Origin of the sequence: Proteus sp. G2669 (genome assembly GCF_009915245.1) — a bacterium.
Taxonomy (GTDB): Bacteria; Pseudomonadota; Gammaproteobacteria; order Enterobacterales; family Enterobacteriaceae; genus Proteus.
Map to the genome: position 1 here is coordinate 1 of NZ_JAABLX010000012.1, position 22585 is coordinate 22585.

Here is a 22585-nt window from a genome sequence, read left to right on the forward strand (position 1 = left end):
TTAGGTAAGGAGGTGATCCAACCGCAGGTTCCCCTACGGTTACCTTGTTACGACTTCACCCCAGTCATGAATCACAAAGTGGTAAGCGCCCTCCCGAAGGTTAAGCTACCTACTTCTTTTGCAACCCACTCCCATGGTGTGACGGGCGGTGTGTACAAGGCCCGGGAACGTATTCACCGTAGCATTCTGATCTACGATTACTAGCGATTCCGACTTCATGGAGTCGAGTTGCAGACTCCAATCCGGACTACGACAGACTTTATGAGTTCCGCTTGCTCTCGCGAGGTCGCTTCTCTTTGTATCTGCCATTGTAGCACGTGTGTAGCCCTACTCGTAAGGGCCATGATGACTTGACGTCATCCCCACCTTCCTCCGGTTTATCACCGGCAGTCTCCTTTGAGTTCCCGCCATCACGCGCTGGCAACAAAGGATAAGGGTTGCGCTCGTTGCGGGACTTAACCCAACATTTCACAACACGAGCTGACGACAGCCATGCAGCACCTGTCTCAGAGTTCCCGAAGGCACTCCTCTATCTCTAAAGGATTCTCTGGATGTCAAGAGTAGGTAAGGTTCTTCGCGTTGCATCGAATTAAACCACATGCTCCACCGCTTGTGCGGGCCCCCGTCAATTCATTTGAGTTTTAACCTTGCGGCCGTACTCCCCAGGCGGTCGATTTAACGCGTTAGCTCCAGAAGCCACGGTTCAAGACCACAACCTCTAAATCGACATCGTTTACAGCGTGGACTACCAGGGTATCTAATCCTGTTTGCTCCCCACGCTTTCGCACCTGAGCGTCAGTCTTTGTCCAGGGGGCCGCCTTCGCCACCGGTATTCCTCCACATCTCTACGCATTTCACCGCTACACATGGAATTCTACCCCCCTCTACAAGACTCTAGCCAACCAGTTTCAGATGCAATTCCCAAGTTAAGCTCGGGGCTTTCACATCTGACTTAATTGACCGCCTGCGTGCGCTTTACGCCCAGTAATTCCGATTAACGCTTGCACCCTCCGTATTACCGCGGCTGCTGGCACGGAGTTAGCCGGTGCTTCTTCTGCGGGTAACGTCAATTGATAAAGGTATTAACTTTATCACCTTCCTCCCCGCTGAAAGTACTTTACAACCCTAAGGCCTTCTTCATACACGCGGCATGGCTGCATCAGGCTTGCGCCCATTGTGCAATATTCCCCACTGCTGCCTCCCGTAGGAGTCTGGGCCGTGTCTCAGTCCCAGTGTGGCTGATCATCCTCTCAGACCAGCTAGAGATCGTCGCCTAGGTGAGCCATTACCTCACCTACTAGCTAATCCCATATGGGTTCATCCGATAGCGCAAGGTCCGAAGAGCCCCTGCTTTGGTCCGTAGACGTCATGCGGTATTAGCCACCGTTTCCAGTAGTTATCCCCCTCTATCGGGCAGATCCCCATACATTACTCACCCGTCCGCCGCTCGTCAGCAAGAAAGCAAGCTTTCTCCTGTTACCGCTCGACTTGCATGTGTTAGGCCTGCCGCCAGCGTTCAATCTGAGCCATGATCAAACTCTTCAATTAAAAGTGTTTGATGCTCAAAGAAATCGAAAACTTAGCTATTCATAAATGAATTTACTTTTGTTGTTCACTCTTCAAGACTTGATACATCTAATATTTTAGAAGATATCGTCTCTGCGAGTGCCCACACAGATTGTCTGATAATTTGTTAAAGAGCAGTGCAACATTCGCTGCCGTTTCCGGTCTTCTGCGTTGTTGCGAGGAGGCGTATATTACGTTATTCCTCTGAAGAGTCAAGAGTTTTTTCAAACTTTTTTCTTTTCCCTTCGCTGTCCTTCGTGGCTGTTGTCAGCTCATCGTCGGTCAGTGGATGCGCATTATAGGGAGATCTCGGATTAGCGCAAGTGTTTTTTTAAAATAATTTTCCGTTCGCTTTTTTTTTCAACAAAACACGGAAAAACGCTCTATTTCTATGCTGATAGAGTAAAATCCAAACAGCTTTCTATAGCTGACTCACGTAAGATAGAAGATAAATTATGGTATAGGTAACCTTTATTATGCAATTTAGCGAACAACGTTCAGCTTCTCAAAAAAATCTTTCTTATATTGTTGCTGAAAAATTGGGTAAACAAATTCTTTCTGGCCATTACGAACCTGAATCTTTGTTACCAGGAGAAATAGAATTAGCAGAGTTACTCTCTGTCAGTAGAACCGTTATTCGAGAAGCAATAAAAATGCTTGCAGCAAAAGGGATGCTTTTACCACGCCCAAGAATAGGCACTCGAGTAACGCCAATGCAAAATTGGAACTTATTAGATAATGACCTTCTTAATTGGTGGATAGACAGTGGTGAATTTAATAAAGTCAGCCATTATTTCCATCATGTGCGTTTAGCCATAGAACCTCAAGCTTGTTATTTAGCTGCATTTAATGCAACTGAAAGCCAAAAACAGTCTCTTGTTTTATTTGGCAAAGAAATGCAGTTGCTTGATGAGAATTTTGACAGACAACATTGGTTAGATATTGATACACAATTTCATTACCTTATTTACCAAGCAAGTGGTAATCCATTTTTTGCTTCTTTTGGTTCTTTGTTCCTTTCTGCTTATAAAAAGTATTTTGATCTTATTGTGGGTAATGAAACCGTACAACCGGAAACACACAACCAAATAGTTCAAGCTATTATTGATGGTGATGGAAATAAAGCACGCGACCTCTGTTTAATCTTATTAACAAGTGATTGAATAGTTTTAATACAAAAATTGAAGGTTTTCTGTATATAATGAAGCGATAATCAAAATATAGAACAAAGACGGTATATGCTTCATGTTGAAATCCGCCAAAAATATGTCTGGGTTGCCTTGGATAGCTGCAATGGCTTTTTTTATGCAGGCTCTCGATGCAACCATTCTTAATACGGCATTACCTGATATAGCCAAGAGTCTTAATCACTCACCTCTCGCCATGCAATCGGCCGTTATTAGCTACACATTAACTGTGGCTTTATTAATTCCAGTTAGTGGATGGCTAGCCGACAGATTTGGAACTCGCCAAATTTTTATTATTGCGGTTTCTTTATTTTCTGCTGGCTCTTTATTATGTGCACTTTCTCCTAACCTCTCTTTTCTTGTTATTTCACGAATTATACAAGGAATAGGTGGAGCAATGATGATGCCAGTTGCACGCCTTGCTTTATTAAGAGCCTATCCACGTAGTGAATTATTACCCATTCTAAATTTTGTCACTATGCCGGGATTAGTAGGCCCCATAGTAGGGCCTCTTTTAGGAGGGATTTTAGTTACTTACGCCTCTTGGCATTGGATATTTATTATAAATATCCCTATTGGCCTATTAGGTATTTTCTATGCCATAAAGCATATGCCTAATTTTACTATGCCAAAACGCAAATTTGATTTACTGGGTTTTATTTTCTTTGGCTTTGGCTTAGTGATGCTTTCCGTTAGCCTTGATCTTTTTGGTGATAAAAATATCTCTCGCTATATCCCTATAGCCGTTATTTTAGGTGGTTTTTCTCTACTTGGTTTATATATTAATCATGCGAGACGCCACCAGCAGCCTCTGATCCCATTAAATATTTTTAAAACACGAACATTCTCTGTCGGGATTGCAGGCAACATTGCAACAAGGCTAGGAACTGGCTGTATTCCTTTTTTAATGCCACTTATGTTACAAGTTGGCTTTGGCTACCCTGCAATTGTTTCCGGTATGATGCTGGCACCAATGGCTCTGGGCTCTATTTTAGCCAAATCATTTGTCACAAAGATCTTAGTGAAATTTAGCTATCGCCGAACGCTCTTTGCTATCACTATTATTATTGGTTTGATGATCGCTCAATTTTCACTTCAATCTCCTGACATGTCTATTTACTATCTTGTTATCCCACTCTTTTTATTAGGTGTGGTCATGTCGATACAATTTACATCGATGAATACAATTTCATTGGCTGACTTAACAGATAATAATGCAAGTTCAGGAAATAGTGTTTTAGCTGTTACTCAACAGCTGGCTATTAGTTTTGGTATTGCTGTCAGTGCGTCTATCTTAGGATATTTTGATACTGAAAACGTTGGCACTACTGTTGATAACTTCCACTATACTTTTATTACGGTAGGTATTATTACATTACTGTCCTCCTTCGTGTTTTTACTCCTCGATAAACATGATGGCGATAACCTAACGAATAAAAAGAAAAAGGCCTGATAGTTTTATTCAAACTAAAAAGAGAGCTTATGCTCTCTTTTTCTTTATATATAGATAGAAAAAATGCTCTACAAGGATGATGCTAAAAAAGTATCCACTTCATGACGCCAAGGTACTGATGGCTGAGCGCCTGCTCGAGTAACAGCAATGGCAGCAGCAGCATGAGCAAACCTAATCGCTGGCATCATAGATTGCCCCTCTAATAAAGCGGTAATTAATGCGCCATTAAATGTATCGCCTGCTGCGATAGTATCAACAGCTTTCACTTTAAATGCAGGAACAATACAACCTTTACTATTTTGCTCGCTAACCCAAACTCCACGGCTTCCTAATGTAATCAGAACTGTTTTAATGCCTTTATGATGTAGAACATCCGCTGCTTGTTGAGCACTTTCATCATCTATGACTTTAATTCCTGTCAGATATTCAGTTTCTGTTTCATTTGGAGTAATAATATCGACAAGAGATAACAACTCATCAGGTAATGCTTGAGCAGGTGCAGGATTTAGTATTACTTGCACATTTTCTTGTTTCGCTATTTCAGCCGCTTTTAATACAGAATCAAGTGGCGATTCTAATTGCATTAACAGAGCATCAGCTTCTTTTATAATATTCCCATGGCACTGAACGTAATTTGTATCTAATCGCCCATTAGCACCAGCATGAATACCTATAACATTTTCACCCTGTTGATTAACGAAAATCAACGCAACACCTGTTGCTACATCGTCAATTAACTCAATACTCTTGGTATCAATGTTATCTGTCATTAATTGAGCTTTGGCTTTTTTACCAATATCGTCATTTCCTAAACAAGCAAGAAAAGAAATATTCGCACCACAACGCCCAGCTGCGACCGCCTGATTAGCTCCTTTACCACCAAATACCATTTGAAATTGGTTACCTGAAATGGTTTCACCAGGAAGCGGAAAATGAGCAACATTAAGAATATGATCAGCATTAACACTACCTAAAATCACAAGTTTCTTCGCTTCCATGATTTTTCCTTACTCTCAATAATAAATTCTAAATGCACTGAATAAATAACATGCAATATTTTAAACCGATCATCTCAGCAACATTAATGAAAAAACGTGATCACCATCGAAACGTTTCGCTAGTAAAACAAAAAAGAACCAAAAATAAGCAGTAGGAAGCTGAATCGATTTTTGTTATAAACAATTTGTGTGCTAATAGAATGTTTGACTATATGTCAGCAATCCTTTTCTGATATTTTCGGGGAATAATGAAAATAAGTACCCACTATTAGGAGTGTTTATGCAACTTGCAGAGCGGATTTCACAACTTAGCCAATATCTTGAAACTGGGCTTTATGAGCGACAATCAGCTATCCGTCTTTGTTTACTTGCAGCACTCAGTGGTGAGAGTGTTTTCTTACTTGGCCCTCCAGGTATCGCTAAAAGTTTAATAGCCAGAAGAATGAAAGAAGCCTTTAAAGAGGCTAAAGCGTTTGAATACTTAATGACGCGTTTTTCAACACCTGAAGAAATTTTTGGTCCTTTATCTATTCAAGCTTTAAAAGATGAAGGGAAATATCAGCGTTTGGTTGAGGGATATTTGCCTGATGCTGAAGTTGTCTTTCTTGATGAAATATGGAAAGCCGGACCCGCTATTCTTAATACGTTATTAACGGCGATTAATGAGCGTAAATTTAGAAATGGGGAAACTGAAGTCAACATCCCAATGCGCTTATTAGTTTCAGCTTCGAATGAATTACCTGATTCAGATAGTAGCCTTGAAGCGCTTTATGACCGAATGCTTATTCGTATTTGGCTAACAAAAGTTCAAGATAAGAAAAACTTTCGCGCTTTACTCGTTAATAAAGAAGTTGGCTCTTTTCATATTCCGTCTCATCTTCAAATTACCACAGAAGAATTTTCACGCTGGCAGTCAGAATTAGAAAAAATCACATTAGATGACCACTTATTTGATTTAATTTATCAACTTCGTGAGTCTTTAGATAAAAGTGATGCAGCTCCTTATGTTTCTGATAGACGTTGGAAAAAAGCGGTACGCCTTTTACAAGCTAGCGCTTTTTTTAATGGCCGTAATGCTATTTCACCATTAGATCTTATTTTATTAAAAGATTGCCTGTGGCATGACCAAGCATCATTTGCATTATTAGATAAATTATTACAAAGCCTTTTAACAGAACAAGCTTACCACCAGCTAGAATTGATCAGAAAAACAGAGAGTTTGTGGGCTGAGTGGATGCAATCAACGAGAAGCAAACAAGATCAACAAGCTTTTCGTTTTGAAAAACAAAGTGGAATGTTTGGCCGTAATGTTCATTTTAATCTGCCAGAAAAAATACAGGCAGATAAATACACACTGTTTTTACACATACCTCTGCATATTCATAGTATTCAAGTTAATTTTATTACATTTGAACACAAAGCCTTAGAAAACTTCTTATCCAAAGGAGAAGAATTGTCTGCACGTTTAAATGGCATTGGTTTTCCTCAATCTATTCATGCTCAAATTCGTCCAGATGGCGTATTAGAAATTTTAGATGTAAGTCGACGCACAACTTCTCTTTACCAACAACAAGAAACAGCACCTACGCCTCTTATTGAAAATAACAAAGAGTGGCAAGACAAATTAAAAGATCTGACTCAAGAAATTTATGGTGAACAAGAAAAATTTAATCATCATCAACCAAATTTATTTATTGATAATGATTGGCTTATTACCATCGAGCAAAGTTTTGTTCAGCTAAATGAAAAACTCTCTCAATTAAAAAGCCAAATAAAGTGATGTGATTATGCTGACACTTTCAACATTAGATATGCTTTTAGCTATAAATGAAGGACAACTTATCGAAGAAGTTATTATTGCTATATTAGCCTCTCCTCAATTAGCTGTTTTTTTTGAAAAGCACCCAAGATTAAAAAAAGCATTACTTAAAGATATCCATCAATGGAAAAAAAACCTACAACAAAGAGTTAAAGAAACATTAGTACCGACTATGATTGCTGATGAATTTGCTCTTTACCAACAAACGCAATCATTAGGTAATGCGATATTTAATCAGCAAGTTGAACACATCCTTGCTGAATTAAATAAATTAGATTCCTCTTTTATTGAAGAAGCCTCTCAGCTTATCAAAACAAACAAACCGTTTTCTCCTGCTCAGCAAGCGTTGTTTATCCAACACTGGCGGATAAGTTTAATTTTCCATGTCACAGCATTACACAAAGCCTTATTTGACCAAGAGCAAGAGCAACTCCTGGCTGAACTTCAGGAACGTTTAGCGCTAAGCGGGAGTTTAAGTAATACATTCTCTGAAAATGAGCGTGCAGCAGGGCGTTTATGGGATATGAGTAAAGGTGTTTTAACAAAAACCCCTTTCGATGAGAAGATTATTCAGCGTTATAGCGATTTTCTCGATCAACAACCTGAATTACACAAACTAGCAAGTTTACTAGGTCGTAGCAAAACAGCCAAATCTCTCCCTGAAGAGAGTGTTATTTTTGAACCTATAACTATTGTTGAAAAAGCGCCGGATACAACACCGGAGCAAGTCAACGGAATTGGGCTCGGTGATGATATTTTACGCTTACTTCCCGCTGAGCTCGCCTTGTTAGGTATTAATGAAATTGAGTATGAGTTTTATAGAAAGCTGGTAGAAAAGCAGCTCAATACCTATCGATTACAAGGAGATAATTGGCAAGAGCGTACTGTATTGCGTCCAGTAACTCATCATCATGATGAAGAAAGACCAAGAGGGCCTTTTATTGTATGTATTGATACATCAGGTTCAATGGGAGGATTTAATGAACAGTGTGCTAAAGCTTTTGGGTTAGCATTGATGAAAATAGCGCTTGCAGACAATCGTTCGTGTCATGTGATGTTATTTTCAACGGAAACGGTTCATTACCAGTTATCCTCATCTAACGGCCTACAAGATCTTATCAAATTCTTAAATCAATCATTTAGAGGGGGCACGGATTTAAGTGCATGTTTGGATGATGTTGCAGAAAAACTAAATAGCCCAGCATGGAAAGATGCTGATGCTGTTGTTATTTCTGACTTTGTCGCCCAAAGGTTACCCGAAAACCTAATCAACAAAATCAAAAAAAGCCAACAGCAACAGCACAATCGCTTCCATGCGGTTACCCTATCCAATTACGGTAAACCCAGTATCATGAAAATCTTTGACCATATATGGCGTTTTGATACTGGATTAAAAAGTCGCTTACTTCGACGCTGGCGCCAATAATTACAGCATATCAGCGAAAGCTAAACGGGTGTCTTTTTCCCACACACCACACTGTACTTGACCAATATGCTCTTTTTGCAGAAGTAGCATCACTAAACGCGATTGGCCAATACCACCACCAATGGTTTGTGGCATATCGCCATGCATTAATGCTTTGTGCCAATCAAGCTCTAGGCGCTTAGTATCATCGGTTAATGTTAACTGACGCATTAATGTTTCAGGATCGACACGGATACCCATTGATGACAATTCAAAAGCATCTTGTAATACTGGGTTCCAGACTAAAATGTCACCGTTTAAACCTTCAAATCCATCTTCGTTTGGTGTCGTCCAGTCATCATAATCAGGTGCTCTAACATCATGAGATTCACCACTTGAAAGTTTTCCACCAATACCAATTAAGAAAACGGCACCATATTCTTTCGCAATCGCTTTTTCACGACCTTTGGCATCAAGGTCAGGATAACGGCGCAATAACTCTTCAGTGTGGATAAATTGAATTTGATCTGGCAGGAACGGTACCAGACCAAATTCTTCGCTGACGGCTTTTTCAGTTTCTTTTATTGCCTGATAGATTTTACCCACTGTCTGCTTAAGATAAGGAACTGTACGATCCTTAGCTTCCATCACTTTTTCCCAGTCCCACTGATCAACATAGACAGAGTGGATCTGAGTTAAGCGATCTTCGTCTGGTCTCAACGCTTTCATATGTGTATAAAGCCCCTGACCAGAACTAAATCCAAAACGACCTAATGTTTTACGTTTCCATTTTGCTAATGAATGGACAACTTCAAAGGTAGAATCTGGTAAAGATTTGACTTTAACTTGTACCGCCTTCTCATGCCCAGATAAGTTATCTTGAGTTCCATCACCAAGGCGACTTAAGATCGGTCCTTGAACTTCAATCAGTCCTAATTCTTTTTCCAGCAGACGAGAAAAATATGATTTAACAAAGCTAATTTGCTGTTGAGTCTGAATGAATGATTTTTCCATTTTTATATCCCTAGTGGTGATGTCGTGTTTCGCTGATATAGATTAAGCAACAAAACAGGTACTAAATTCAATATACTTCATTAAAAATAGCCTTGCTTGTTTTAAATCGTTAAAAATAACGCTATAAAAATGTATTATCGTTAAAAACAGGAGGAGTTTATGGACAATATTTATCAGATCGATAATCTCGATCGTGACATACTTCACGCATTAATGGCTAATGCGAGAACACCTTACGCTGAATTAGCCAAAAAATTCGAAGTAAGCCCGGGCACAATTCATGTTCGTGTAGAGAAAATGAAGCAAGCAGGAATTATTACGGGAACGCGTGTTGATATCAGTGCAAAGCAATTAGGTTTTGATGTCTGTTGCTTTATTGGCATCATTTTAAAGAGTGCAAAAGATTACCATACAGCATTAGATAAGTTAGATAAGTTAGATGAAGTCGTAGAGGTGTACTACACAACAGGACAATACAGCATTTTTATTAAGGTGATGTGTAAAAGCATAGAAGCACTACAAGACGTACTTATCAACAAAATTCAGACGATTGATGAAATTCAATCAACAGAAACATTGATCTCTCTGCAAAACCCGATAATAAGGACGATCAAGCCATAAGGGTAAATTCTTATTTTTTTTTATAACCACATTATCCACAGGTAGATCCCAAGTGATTCACAGCGTACAATAGCGCGTCTTGAACATAAGGAGATCATTAATGAAAAAAGTCACTCTAATTAGTGGCAGTACCATGGGTAGTGCTGAATATGTCGCAGAACACCTTGCAGAGATCTTATCTGAGGAAGGTTTTGAGACTGATTTACACCATGGCCCTTCACTTAATGATCTTTCTAATGAAGGGATCTGGCTGGTGGTTACTTCCACACATGGTGCAGGTGATATTCCTGACAACCTACAGCCTTTTGCTGATGAGATTTCGGCAGACTCTATTGATCTTAGCAATATCTCTTTTGGTGCTATCGGTATAGGAAGTAGTGAATACGACACTTTCTGTGGTGCGATCAGAACATTGGATCAAAAATTAATAGAAAAAGGGGCTACTCGCCTTGGTGATCGTCTCGAAATTGATATTCAAAAGTATGACATTCCGGAAGATCCAGCTGAAGAATGGATAGCTTCTTGGAAAAATCTACTTTAATTTGCACAAAAAAACAGCAAACAGATGTGGATAACTCTACTCAAAAGCAGGGGTTAACCCGTAGTTATCCATTGTATAAGCCTCTATCAAGAAATGACCTGTGCATAACTCGTCATTTTGATCCCAGCTTATCAGCAGATAGATCACGGATCATTCACAGTATATGATCCTTTACACTTTTATGATCTTTAAATAGAAAATCCACTTATCCACAGAGGATCGCTTCCTTAATAAAAGATCTAATAAAGAGATCTTTAAATAAAAAGATCTTTAAATAATTACCTGCGGATCAGCTCGCTTGTATCTGTCAAAAAGTTGAGTAGAATTCGTTTTTCCAATGCAACACATTCAGCATTCGTAACATTTAAGGTTCACACATGTTTTATCCAGAACACTTTGACGTCATTGTCATCGGTGGTGGTCACGCCGGTACAGAAGCCGCTATGGCTGCAGCTCGTATGGGGCGTCAAACCCTATTACTGACCCACAATATTGATACTTTGGGCCAAATGTCTTGTAACCCAGCTATTGGTGGGATTGGTAAAGGGCATCTGGTAAAAGAGATCGATGCCATGGGTGGATTAATGGCAACAGCCATTGACCATGCCGGTATTCAATTTAGAACCCTTAACGCAAGTAAGGGACCCGCTGTAAGAGCAACAAGAGCACAAGCAGACCGTGTTCTTTACCGCCAAGCTGTTCGTACCACACTTGAAAATCAACCTAATTTGATGATCTTCCAACAACCAGTAGAAGATCTGATTGTTGAAAATGACCAAGTAACGGGTGCAGTTACTCGTATGGGATTAAAATTCCGTGCTAAATCAGTAGTTTTAACTGTAGGAACTTTCCTTGATGGAAAAATCCACATTGGTTTAGAAAACTACAGTGGTGGTCGTGCAGGAGATCCACCTTCAGTTTCACTATCACACCGATTACGCGAATTACCTTTACGTGTTGGTCGCTTAAAAACAGGAACACCACCTCGAATAGATGCTAGAACTATTGATTTTAGCCAATTGGCAGTTCAGTTAGGTGATACACCAATGCCTGTTTTTTCGTTTTTAGGTAATGTGGATCAGCACCCAGAGCAAATGCCTTGCCATATCACATACACTAACGAAAAAACCCACGACGTTATCCGTAATAATCTTGATCGTAGCCCAATGTATGCAGGTGTCATCGAAGGAATAGGGCCTCGTTATTGCCCATCTATTGAAGATAAAGTGATGCGATTTGCTGATCGTAATTCACATCAGATCTTTTTAGAGCCTGAAGGTTTAACCAGTAACGAAATTTACCCAAATGGTATTTCAACAAGTTTACCTTTTGATGTTCAAATGCAAATCGTAAATTCTATGAAAGGTATGGAAAATGCGAAGATCATTAGACCTGGTTATGCCATTGAATATGACTTCTTCGATCCTAGAGATCTAAAACAAACTCTAGAAAGTAAATTTATCAACGGGTTATTCTTTGCTGGCCAAATTAACGGTACAACGGGTTATGAAGAAGCTGCGGCTCAAGGTATGCTTGCAGGGCTTAATGCTGCACGTTATGCCTATGATCAAGAAGGTTGGTTCCCACGTCGTGATCAAGCTTACATTGGTGTATTAGTTGACGATCTTTGTACTCTTGGTACAAAAGAGCCATACCGTATGTTTACGTCTCGTGCGGAATATCGCTTGATGCTACGTGAAGATAACGCAGATTTACGTCTGACAGAAATTGCTCGAGAATTAGGCATGGTTGATGATAACCGCTGGGCTCAATTTAGTGAAAAAGTTGAACTTGTTGAAAAAGAACGTCAACGTTTAAGAAATATTTGGGTTCATCCTCAAGCAGATAACCTTTCTGAAATCAATGAATTACTAAATACCCCATTATCCAAAGAAGCCAATGGTGAAGATCTATTGCGTCGTCCTGAAGTGACATACGAGATACTGAAAAAAATACCTCGTTTTGCACCTGGTATTGACGGTTCAAAACCACAAGCGGCAGAACAAGTTGAGATCCAAGTTAAATACGAAGGTTACATTAATCGCCAACAAGAAGAGATCGAAAAGAAACAGCGTAACGAAAACGCGGCATTACCGATAGATCTCGACTACAAGCAAGTAAGTGGGTTATCTAACGAAGTTATTGCTAAACTTAACGATCATAAACCGACGTCTATCGGTCAAGCATCAAGGATCTCAGGTGTAACACCTGCTGCTATCTCTATTTTATTAGTGTGGTTAAAAAAACAAGGCTTATTACGCAGGAGTGCATCATGAGTGACTTACTTAATCGGCTAAAAAAGCTGGCTAAGCAAGCCAATATTGAGCTAACAGATATTCAAGCTGAAAAGCTAACGGGTTATGTGATGATGCTTGATAAGTGGAATAAGGCGTATAACCTGACCTCCGTCAGAGATCCACAGCAAATGCTAATCCGCCATATATTGGATAGTATTGTGGTTAGCCAATACCTTGAAGGTGAAAGATTTATTGATGTAGGTACAGGGCCCGGATTACCAGGTATTCCTTTGGCTATAATGCGTCCCGATCATCACTTTGTCTTATTGGATAGTTTAGGTAAGCGAGTTCGCTTTATGAAGCAAGTTCAGCATGAGTTAGGGCTTCATAACATCGAGCCGGTTCAATATCGTGTTGAAGAGTACCAACCTGAGAAACCTTTTGATGGTGTTATCAGCCGTGCATTTGCATCTATGAAAGACATGCTTTCTTGGTGTTCTCATTTGGTGGCTGAAGAACAAGGGTATTTTTATGCATTAAAAGGACAAATTCATCAAGAAGAGTTAGATGAACTTGCTGATAATGGATTAAAAGCACCTAAGAAAGTGATCAGTTTATCCATTCCTGAATTGAATGAACAAAGACATTTGGTGATTATTTAATCAAAACTTACCTGCATTATTGATCTTTTTTTCATTTTTTGTGCTCTGGCGATAATATTTACAATGTTATCGCCATTTGTTTTATGGGGAATTATAGGTAGTGTTAATTTTCACCTTAATGGAACAATAAATTAACATTTTATTATCTTTTGCGTTAATTCGCTTTGTAGCCTGAGTTTTCCTTATTTTATTTCCAAAATAAATTAATAATTCTGTGCATTATAAAAATATTGAATTTATTTAATTGAAAATGGGTCAATTCTTTTCCAATTGACACTAAATTGTTCATAAAAGGGAAGTTAATTGTTAACTTAGTTATATATTTTATGAAATAAGCTTTATTTATACTTTTATATTTGTGATGTATATCACGCTATTTATTTTATTCGGCTCTATTATTTTTACTCTTTTTGTCCTTAATCATTTTTCATAAATGGAACCTTGGTAAGAAATTTAAATTAATCTTCACTTTTTCGCTACTTATTGATTGAATTCATTGCCACGCCCCGTATAATTTGCTCGTTTTTGTCACTTGACACTTTATAGCAAAGACAGTTTGATACATCATTCAGTAATACCTTTTACGATAGCTAGTCTGGAGAATACAAACGTCATGTCTGTCTCCCTCTACAACGGGAAAGTTGCACTGAAACTGTTATTTTTGCAGTTTATGACTTTTGTTATTCTCAGTGCGAGTTTCTACTTAAAGAGTACAGACTGGAGTTTTTCAGCTTTTTTAGGCGGAATGGCATGTTGGTTACCCAATATTGCTTTTCTTTTGTTAATGCGCTTACAAAAAGTCAATGAAGAAGAAGCTCCAGTTCGCATAAACTGGCTTTTTGCTTTCAGTGAAGGGTTGAAGGTTATATTATCAATAGCCTTGCTGATTGTTGCTTTAGGAGTGTTTAAAGCGGCATTTGCACCACTGGTCATGACCTACTTAGCGGTGCTTGTTATGCAGGTCGTTGCACCAGCCGTCATTAACGGTTAGCGTTTTTAACAACAAAAGGGTAATTGGCATCATGTCTGCATCAGGAGAAGCATTAACCACTAGAGACTACATAGGTCACCACCTGAATAACCTTCAGTTGGACCTACGTACTTTCGAGTTGGTCAATCCCCATGCTGAAAATGCGCCATCATTCTGGGTGTTAAATATTGACTCACTTTTCTTTTCAGTATTAATGGGAGCATTATTCCTATGGCTGTTTAGAAAAGTAGCAGTAAGAGCAACCAGTGGCGTACCGGGAAAATTCCAGACTGCAGTAGAAATGATCATCGGTTTCGTTGATAGCAGCGTTCGTGATATGTATCACGGAAAGAGCAAGGTCATTGCACCTTTGGCATTGACTGTGTTCGTTTGGGTGCTGTTAATGAATGCCCTGGATTTATTACCAATCGACTTCATCCCTTATATCGGTGAACACATCTTAGGGTTACCAGCGTTACGCATCGTTCCGACTGCGGACGTGAGTATTACTCTTTCGATGGCAATTGGTGTATTTATCCTGATCCTTTTCTATAGCATTAAGATGAAAGGCATAAAAGGGTTTACTAAAGAGCTGACTTTACAGCCTTTTAATCACCCAATTTTTATTCCTGTCAACTTAATCTTGGAAGGGGTAAGCCTGCTATCAAAACCTGTTTCACTCGGTCTTCGACTGTTTGGTAACATGTATGCAGGTGAACTGATCTTTATTCTTATTGCTGGTCTGTTACCGTGGTGGTCACAGTGGTTATTAAGCCTTCCTTGGGCGATATTCCACATACTGATTATTACGTTACAAGCCTTTATTTTCATGGTTCTAACGATTGTTTATCTGTCGATGGCATCTGAAGAACATTAATTATTAACTCTTTGAAGAAATAACTGAAACAAACTGGAGACTGTCATGGAAAACCTGAGTATGGATCTGCTGTACATGGCTGCCGCTATTATGATGGGTTTAGCTGCAATCGGTGCTGCAATCGGTATCGGAATCCTCGGAGGCAAATTTTTAGAAGGTGCTGCTCGTCAGCCTGATCTGATCCCTCTTCTGCGTACACAGTTCTTTATCGTTATGGGTCTGGTTGACGCCATCCCAATGATTGCTGTGGGTCTGGGCCTTTACGTGATGTTTGCTGTTGCCTAATGATGGTAATGAGCAGTAAAAGCATCAAGTTAGTTTATAACCAAAAAAGAGGTATTGTGCTGTGAATTTAAATGCAACAATCCTCGGCCAGGCCGTCGCATTTGTCCTGTTTGTTTTGTTCTGCATGAAATTCGTATGGCCACCAATTATGGCGGCCATTGAAAAACGTCAAAAAGAAATTGCTGACGGTTTATCATCTGCAGAACGTGCTAAAAAGGACTTAGATTTAGCGAAAGCCGATGCAGGCGATCAGCTAGCGAAAGCAAAAGCAGAAGCACAAGCAATCATTGAATCAGCGAATAAACAACGCACTCAAATGATTGAAGAAGCTAAAGCAGAAGCAGAGCAAGAACGTAGTAAGATCGTTGCACAAGCTCAATCCGAACTGGATGCAGAGCGTAAACGTGCTCGTGAAGAACTTCGTAAACAAGTCGCAATGCTGGCTATCGCAGGTGCCGAGAAAATTATTGAACGTTCCGTGGATGAAGCTGCTAATAGCGACATCGTTGATAAACTGGTCGCTGAACTGTAAGGAGGGAGGGGCATGTCTGAAATAGCAACTGTAGCTCGCCCCTACGCCAAAGCAGCTTTTGACTTTGCTGTGGAAAACCAGGCTGTCGATAAATGGCAGGTTATGCTGGCGTTCACCGCTGAAGTAGCACGCAATGAGCAGGTAACCGAATTACTTTCTGGTTCTTTAGCATCAGAAAAACTGGCTAACATCTTCGCTGACCTTTGTGGCGATCAATTAGATGAACATGCTCAGAATTTAATTCGTGTTATGGCTGAGAATGGCCGTTTATCAACGTTGCCTGAAGTATTGAGCCAATTTATTCAATTGCGCGCAGTACTAGAGTCAACGGTTGACGTTGAAGTAACTTCTGCCATTGAGCTAACTAAACAGCAGCTAGCTAACATTTCTGCAGCGATGGAAAATCGTCTATCACGCAAAGTGAAGCTGAATTGCAAAATTGATAAGTCTGTTATCGCAGGCATGATTATACGCGCCGGTGACCTCGTCATCGATGGCAGTATTCGTGGCCGTTTAGAGCGATTAACTGACGTCTTGCAGTCTTAAGGGGACTGGAGCATATGCAACTGAATTCCACTGAAATCAGCGAACTGATCAAGCAGCGCATTGCTCAGTTCAATGTAGTGAGTGAAGCTCACAATGAAGGTACGATTGTTTCCGTCAGTGACGGTATCATTCGTATCCACGGTTTAGCCGAAGTTATGCAGGGTGAGATGATCGCACTGCCGGGTAACCGTTTCGCTATCGCACTGAACTTAGAGCGCGACTCTGTTGGTGCGGTTGTGATGGGGCCTTATGCTGACTTAGCAGAAGGCATGAAAGTTAAATGTACAGGTCGTATTCTGGAAGTACCTGTTGGGCGTGGTCTGCTTGGCCGTGTGGTAAACACACTGGGTGAGCCGATTGATGGTAAAGGTGCCGTAGAGCATGATGGATTCTCACCTGTTGAGATGATTGCTCCTGGTGTTATCGACCGTCAATCTGTTGATCAGCCTGTACAAACAGGTTACAAATCAGTCGATGCCATGATCCCAATCGGTCGTGGTCAGCGTGAATTGATCATCGGTGACCGTCAAACAGGTAAAACTGCTCTGGCTGTCGATGCGATTATCAATCAACGCGACTCTGGCATTAAATGTATTTATGTCGCTATCGGTCAGAAAGCCTCTACTATTTCGAACGTTGTTCGTAAATTAGAAGAACATGGCGCGTTAGAAAACACCATTGTTGTTGTTGCTTCTGCATCAGAATCAGCAGCACTGCAATACCTCGCTCCTTATTCAGGTTGCGCAATGGGTGAATACTTCCGTGACCGTGGTGAAGATGCCCTGATTATTTATGATGACCTGTCTAAACAGGCTGTCGCATACCGTCAAATTTCACTATTACTTCGTCGTCCACCTGGACGTGAAGCATATCCTGGTGACGTTTTCTACTTGCACTCCCGTTTACTTGAGCGTGCTGCTCGCGTTAATGCTGAGTACGTAGAAGCATTCACTAATGGTGAAGTTAAAGGTAAAACCGGCTCTCTGACTGCGTTGCCAATTATCGAAACGCAAGCAGGGGACGTTTCTGCATTCGTTCCTACGAACGTAATCTCTATTACCGATGGTCAGATCTTCTTAGAATCTAACCTGTTTAACGCAGGTATCCGTCCAGCTGTTAACCCAGGGATCTCCGTATCTCGTGTAGGTGGTGCAGCTCAGACTAAGATCATGAAGAAACTTTCTGGTGGTATTCGTACTGCACTTGCGCAGTATCGTGAGCTGGCAGCATTCTCACAGTTCGCTTCAGATCTGGATGATGCTACCCGTAAACAATTGAACCACGGTCAGAAAGTGACTGAATTGCTGAAACAGAAACAGTACGAACCAATGTCTGTTGCACAACAGTCTTTAGCACTGTATGCCGCAGAACGTGGTTATCTGGAAGATGTTGAAATTTCAAAAGTTGTGCCATTTGAAGCGGCTTTATTAGCTTATGCCTCTCGTGAACATGCTGATTTATTGAAAGAAATCAACCAGACCGGTACTTATAACGAAGAAATCGAAGCGAAGCTGAAAGGCGTGCTAGAAAACTTCAAAGCGACTCAGTCCTGGTAATAACTATTCGGCCTAATAGTTAAACATTAGGCCGTCTGGTTCATGAGGAGAAGCAGAAATGGCCGGCGCAAAAGAGATACGTTCGAAGATCGCCAGTGTGCAAAACACACAGAAGATCACTAAAGCGATGGAGATGGTCGCCGCGTCGAAAATGCGTAAAACGCAGGAACGCATGGCAGCCAGCCGTCCTTATGCAGAAACCATGCGCAGTGTGATTGGTCACCTTGCGTTAGGGAATCTGGAATACAAACATCCATACCTCGAAGAGCGTGAAGTTAAACGTGTCGGGTACCTGGTTGTTTCGACCGACCGTGGTTTGTGTGGTGGTTTGAACATTAACTTGTTCAAAAAACTGCTGGCAGACATGAAAGAGTGGTCTGAAAAAGGTGTACAGGTAGATTTAGCTCTAGTGGGTTCTAAAGCAGCTTCATTCTTCGGCTCTGTGGGCGGAAATGTTGTTGGTCAGGTAACCGGCATGGGCGATGATCCAAAACTGTCAGACCTTATCGGTCCAGTCAATATCATGTTGCAGGCTTATGACGAAGGTCGTTTAGATAAACTGTATGTGGTGGCAAATAAGTTCATCAATACCATGGCTCAAGAGCCTAAAATTCTTCAGGTTTTACCATTACCACCAGGTGATGATGAAGAGCTGAAAGAAAAATCTTGGGATTATCTGTACGAACCTGATCCTAAGGCGTTACTGGATACTTTACTGCGTCGTTATATCGAATCGCAGGTTTACCAGAGCGTCGTAGAGAACTTAGCGAGTGAGCAGGCCGCCCGAATGGTCGCGATGAAAGCCGCTACAGATAACGGTGGTAACCTGATTAAAGAGCTGCAATTGGTGTACAACAAAGCACGCCAAGCAAGCATTACTCAGGAACTTACAGAAATTGTGTCTGGTGCAGCCGCGGTATAACAGCTAGGTTTACGAATTACGTAGAGGATTCAAGATGGCTACTGGAAAGATTGTCCAGGTAATCGGCGCCGTAGTGGACGCCGAATTCCCTCAGGATAGCGTCCCTAAAGTATACGACGCTCTTGAGGTTATGAATGGTAAAGAAAAACTGGTGCTGGAAGTTCAGCAACAGTTAGGCGGTGGTATCGTTCGTTGTATCGCAATGGGTACATCAGACGGTTTAAGCCGTGGCTTAAAAGTTGAAAACTTAGGCCACCCAATTGAAGTACCAGTAGGTAAAGCAACACTAGGACGTATCATGAACGTTCTGGGTACACCTATTGATATGAAAGGTGATATTGCAACTGAAGAACGTTGGTCAATTCACCGTGAAGCACCAACCTACGAAGAGTTATCAAACTCACAAGAACTGCTTGAAACCGGTATCAAAGTAATGGACTTAATCTGTCCGTTTGCTAAAGGTGGTAAAGTAGGTCTGTTTGGTGGTGCGGGTGTTGGTAAAACAGTTAACATGATGGAATTGATCCGTAATATCGCGATCGAGCACTCAGGTTACTCTGTATTTGCCGGTGTTGGTGAGCGTACTCGTGAGGGTAACGACTTCTATCATGAAATGACAGATTCTAACGTTCTTGACAAAGTATCGTTAGTTTATGGTCAGATGAATGAGCCACCAGGAAACCGTCTACGTGTAGCACTGACTGGTCTGACTATGGCTGAAAAATTCCGTGATGAAGGCCGTGACGTACTGTTATTCGTCGATAACATCTATCGTTACACCTTAGCCGGTACAGAAGTATCAGCACTGTTAGGTCGTATGCCATCAGCGGTAGGTTACCAGCCAACATTGGCTGAAGAGATGGGTGTTCTGCAAGAACGTATCACTTCAACCAAAACAGGTTCAATCACCTCTGTACAAGCTGTATACGTACCTGCGGATGACTTAACTGACCCATCACCAGCAACAACGTTTGCTCACTTAGATGCAACAGTTGTACTGAGCCGTCAAATTGCTTCATTAGGTATCTACCCTGCGGTTGACCCACTGGATTCTACCAGTCGTCAGTTAGACCCACTGGTAGTTGGCCAAGAGCACTATGATGTCGCTCGTGGTGTTCAGTCTATCCTGCAACGTTATCAGGAACTGAAAGACATCATCGCTATCTTAGGTATGGATGAACTGTCAGAAGAAGATAAACTGGTTGTTGCGCGTGCGCGTAAGATCCAGCGCTTCCTGTCACAGCCATTCTTCGTTGCTGAAGTATTTACCGGATCACCAGGTAAGTTCGTTTCCCTGAAAGACACTATCCGTGGCTTTAAAGGTATTCTGAACGGTGATTATGACCACCTGCCAGAGCAGGCGTTCTATATGGTTGGTACTATCGAAGAAGCAGTAGAAAAAGCTAAGAAGCTTTAATACGGCTGACGGGAGGTTGATATGGCCGATACATCGTTCCACCTGAAAGTTGTCAGCGCTGAAAAGCAGTTATATGACGGCGAAGTCAAACGAATTCAGGTAACTGGTAGCGAAGGTGAGCTCGGTATTTATCCGCAGCATACCCCGTTATTAACTGCCATAAAACCGGGCATGGTACGTGTCGTAAAAACATCGGGCGAAGAAGAGGTTATCTACCTTTCAGGTGGTATTCTCGAAGTTCAGCCGACTGGCGTCATTGTACTGGCAGATACAGCTATCCGTGGTCGTGATTTGGATGAAGCGAAAGCGTTGGAATCTAAGCGTAAAGCTGAAGAACACATTCAATCCTCTCATGGTGATGTTGATTATGCTCAAGCATCAGCAGAATTAGCCAAAGCGATTGCAAAACTACGTGTAATCGAACTGACTCGACGTTGATGTAAATAGGCAGTCTATGAATAAAAAAGCCAGTTGGTTCTTAGCTAACTGGCTTTTTTGCGTCATGAAATATTTTGTGTGACGAAATATGTAGTATTATTTAGCATAAACAGGTTTACTTGCCATTCTTTACGGGAGTTATCGGGTTAATTATGTCTAATTCAGCTAAAAGCGTTGTTATTCTTGCTGCGGGAAAAGGCACCCGCATGTATTCACAGTTACCTAAAGTTCTTCATAAACTTGCGGGTAAATCCATGGTTCAACATGTGATTGATACTGCTAAGTCATTAGGTGCTCAACAAACACACCTTGTCTATGGACATGGTGGTGAGCTAATGAAAGAAAAATTAGGTTCACAACCTGTTAATTGGGTACTACAAGCAGAGCAACTAGGAACGGGTCACGCAATGCAGCAAGCCGCGCCTTTCTTTGCTGATGATGAAGATATCCTGATGCTTTATGGTGATGTTCCTCTTATAACCAAAGAAACATTAGAACGTTTAATTGAAGTTAAACCAGAAGGCGGTATTGGTTTATTAACGGTTATTTTAGATAATCCAACTGGCTATGGTCGTATTGTTCGTGAAAATGGTGAAGTAACTGGCATCATCGAACAAAAAGATGCTTCTGAAGAACAACTCAAAATTAATGAAATCAACACTGGCATTTTAGTGGCTAATGGTGGTGATTTAAAACGTTGGTTAGGTAAGCTCGATAATAACAATGCACAAAAAGAGTATTACATTACTGATATTATCGCGTTAGCGCATAAAGAAGGTCGTAAAATTGAAACGGCTCATCCTCGTCGCCATAGTGAAATGGAAGGCGTAAATAACCGTCTACAACTGGCTGCATTAGAGCGTATTTACCAAACAGAACAAGCAGAGCGCTTATTATTAGAAGGTGTTATGTTGCTTGATCCTGCGCGCTTTGATTTACGTGGAACATTAACTCATGGTAAAGATGTGGTGATTGATACCAACGTTATCATTGAAGGTAATGTGACGTTGGGAAATAACGTTGAAATTGGTACAGGTTGTGTTCTAAAAAACTGTGTGATTGGTGATAATTCTATTATTAGCCCATATACGGTGATCGAGGATGCAAACTTAGCACAAGAGTGTACAGTTGGCCCATTTGCACGTCTTCGCCCAGGTAGTGAATTAGCTGATAAAGCTCACGTGGGTAACTTTGTTGAGATGAAAAAAGCCAGCTTAGGTATTGGCTCTAAAGCAGGCCATTTGACTTACTTAGGCGATACAGAAGTGGGAGCTAACGTTAATATCGGCGCAGGTACTATCACTTGTAACTATGATGGGGCGAATAAATTCAAAACCATTATTGGTGATGATGTCTTTATTGGTTCAGATACTCAATTAGTGGCGCCAGTTACTGTTGCTAATGGTGCAACCATTGGTGCAGGAACAACACTCACTAAAAACGTAAATGAAAACGAATTAGTGATCAGTCGAGTTAAGCAAACTCATATCAGTGGATGGAAACGTCCAGTGAAGAAAAAACAATAATTTTAAGAGAAGG

Annotated in this window: 20 protein-coding genes and 1 rRNA gene; 18 read left to right on the plus strand and 3 right to left on the minus strand. The window is 40.8% G+C overall.

Features of this window, described 5'->3' with window-relative positions:
* Positions 1-5: 5 nt before the first annotated feature.
* Positions 6-1548, minus strand: a 16S ribosomal RNA gene (locus GWI68_RS02205).
* Positions 1549-2042: 494 nt separating this feature from the next.
* On the opposite strand from GWI68_RS02205, the gene GWI68_RS02210 reads away from it, so the two are divergent.
* Both GWI68_RS02210 and mdtD read left to right on the plus strand, forming a co-directional pair.
* Positions 2043-2729: a FadR/GntR family transcriptional regulator gene (locus GWI68_RS02210; RefSeq protein ID WP_166539244.1), complete on the plus strand. Its 687-nt coding sequence runs from the start codon at positions 2043-2045 to the stop codon at positions 2727-2729.
* 82 nt (positions 2730-2811) lie between these two features.
* Positions 2812-4206 (plus strand): multidrug transporter subunit MdtD, encoded by a 1395-nt coding sequence (mdtD, locus tag GWI68_RS02215; RefSeq protein WP_109410116.1) that lies wholly within the window; start codon positions 2812-2814, stop codon positions 4204-4206.
* Positions 4207-4274: 68 nt separating this feature from the next.
* Here the strand turns inward: mdtD and rbsK are convergent, their stop codons facing one another.
* The gene (rbsK, locus tag GWI68_RS02220; RefSeq protein ID WP_109410115.1) at positions 4275-5204 is read right to left on the minus strand and encodes a ribokinase; all 930 of its coding nucleotides are present in this window, start codon (positions 5202-5204) and stop codon (positions 4275-4277) included.
* 280 nt (positions 5205-5484) lie between these two features.
* Between rbsK and ravA the strand changes: the two genes are divergently transcribed.
* Positions 5485-6984, plus strand: coding sequence for an ATPase RavA (ravA, locus tag GWI68_RS02225; RefSeq protein WP_166539245.1), 1500 nt, complete (start codon positions 5485-5487; stop codon positions 6982-6984).
* A 7-nt stretch (positions 6985-6991) separates the two neighbouring features.
* Positions 6992-8449 carry an ATPase RavA stimulator ViaA gene (gene viaA / locus GWI68_RS02230; protein ID WP_166539246.1) on the plus strand — a complete coding sequence of 486 codons (1458 nt, stop codon included), beginning with the start codon at positions 6992-6994 and terminating at the stop codon, positions 8447-8449.
* On the opposite strand, the gene asnA is transcribed toward viaA, so the two are convergent.
* Positions 8450-9442 carry an aspartate--ammonia ligase gene (gene asnA / locus GWI68_RS02235; protein WP_109399003.1) on the minus strand — a complete coding sequence of 331 codons (993 nt, stop codon included), beginning with the start codon at positions 9440-9442 and terminating at the stop codon, positions 8450-8452.
* Positions 9443-9601: 159 nt separating this feature from the next.
* On the opposite strand from asnA, the gene asnC reads away from it, so the two are divergent.
* From asnC to glmU, 14 genes are all read left to right on the plus strand, one after another.
* Entirely contained in the window at positions 9602-10063 is a 462-nt protein-coding gene (asnC, locus tag GWI68_RS02240) for a transcriptional regulator AsnC (protein ID WP_069367404.1), read from the plus strand.
* A 100-nt stretch (positions 10064-10163) separates the two neighbouring features.
* On the plus strand, positions 10164-10604 hold the full coding sequence (mioC, locus tag GWI68_RS02245) for an FMN-binding protein MioC (protein ID WP_166539247.1): 441 nt from the start codon (positions 10164-10166) through the stop codon (positions 10602-10604).
* A gap of 377 nt (positions 10605-10981) precedes the next feature.
* The gene (gene mnmG, locus GWI68_RS02250) at positions 10982-12880 is read left to right on the plus strand and encodes a tRNA uridine-5-carboxymethylaminomethyl(34) synthesis enzyme MnmG (RefSeq protein WP_166539248.1); all 1899 of its coding nucleotides are present in this window, start codon (positions 10982-10984) and stop codon (positions 12878-12880) included.
* Positions 12877-13503 (plus strand): 16S rRNA (guanine(527)-N(7))-methyltransferase RsmG, encoded by a 627-nt coding sequence (gene rsmG / locus GWI68_RS02255; RefSeq protein ID WP_115351346.1) that lies wholly within the window; start codon positions 12877-12879, stop codon positions 13501-13503. The genes mnmG and rsmG overlap by 4 nt, the downstream gene beginning before the upstream one ends.
* Before the next feature lie 613 nt (positions 13504-14116).
* Positions 14117-14494: a F0F1 ATP synthase subunit I gene (atpI, locus tag GWI68_RS02260; protein ID WP_109410109.1), complete on the plus strand. Its 378-nt coding sequence runs from the start codon at positions 14117-14119 to the stop codon at positions 14492-14494.
* Between the two features lie 31 nt (positions 14495-14525).
* A complete protein-coding gene (gene atpB / locus GWI68_RS02265) occupies positions 14526-15350 on the plus strand; it encodes a F0F1 ATP synthase subunit A (protein WP_072071088.1) in 825 nt (274 codons plus the stop codon).
* 45 nt (positions 15351-15395) lie between these two features.
* Positions 15396-15635: a F0F1 ATP synthase subunit C gene (atpE, locus tag GWI68_RS02270; protein ID WP_004246596.1), complete on the plus strand. Its 240-nt coding sequence runs from the start codon at positions 15396-15398 to the stop codon at positions 15633-15635.
* Between the two features lie 61 nt (positions 15636-15696).
* On the plus strand, positions 15697-16167 hold the full coding sequence (gene atpF / locus GWI68_RS02275) for a F0F1 ATP synthase subunit B (protein WP_072071087.1): 471 nt from the start codon (positions 15697-15699) through the stop codon (positions 16165-16167).
* Positions 16168-16179: 12 nt separating this feature from the next.
* Positions 16180-16713, plus strand: a complete 534-nt coding sequence (gene atpH, locus GWI68_RS02280) for a F0F1 ATP synthase subunit delta (protein WP_072071086.1) — start codon at positions 16180-16182, stop codon at positions 16711-16713.
* Between the two features lie 14 nt (positions 16714-16727).
* Complete coding sequence (gene atpA / locus GWI68_RS02285) at positions 16728-18269, plus strand: F0F1 ATP synthase subunit alpha (protein ID WP_109410108.1); 1542 nt, start codon at positions 16728-16730, stop codon at positions 18267-18269.
* Positions 18270-18327: 58 nt separating this feature from the next.
* Entirely contained in the window at positions 18328-19191 is an 864-nt protein-coding gene (gene atpG / locus GWI68_RS02290; RefSeq protein WP_036933511.1) for a F0F1 ATP synthase subunit gamma, read from the plus strand.
* Between the two features lie 34 nt (positions 19192-19225).
* Positions 19226-20608 (plus strand): F0F1 ATP synthase subunit beta, encoded by a 1383-nt coding sequence (gene atpD, locus GWI68_RS02295; protein ID WP_023583323.1) that lies wholly within the window; start codon positions 19226-19228, stop codon positions 20606-20608.
* Positions 20609-20629: 21 nt separating this feature from the next.
* Complete coding sequence (locus GWI68_RS02300) at positions 20630-21046, plus strand: F0F1 ATP synthase subunit epsilon (RefSeq protein ID WP_006534340.1); 417 nt, start codon at positions 20630-20632, stop codon at positions 21044-21046.
* 152 nt (positions 21047-21198) lie between these two features.
* Positions 21199-22572, plus strand: coding sequence for a bifunctional UDP-N-acetylglucosamine diphosphorylase/glucosamine-1-phosphate N-acetyltransferase GlmU (glmU, locus tag GWI68_RS02305; RefSeq protein ID WP_109410107.1), 1374 nt, complete (start codon positions 21199-21201; stop codon positions 22570-22572).
* The last annotated feature ends 13 nt before the right edge of the window (positions 22573-22585 follow it).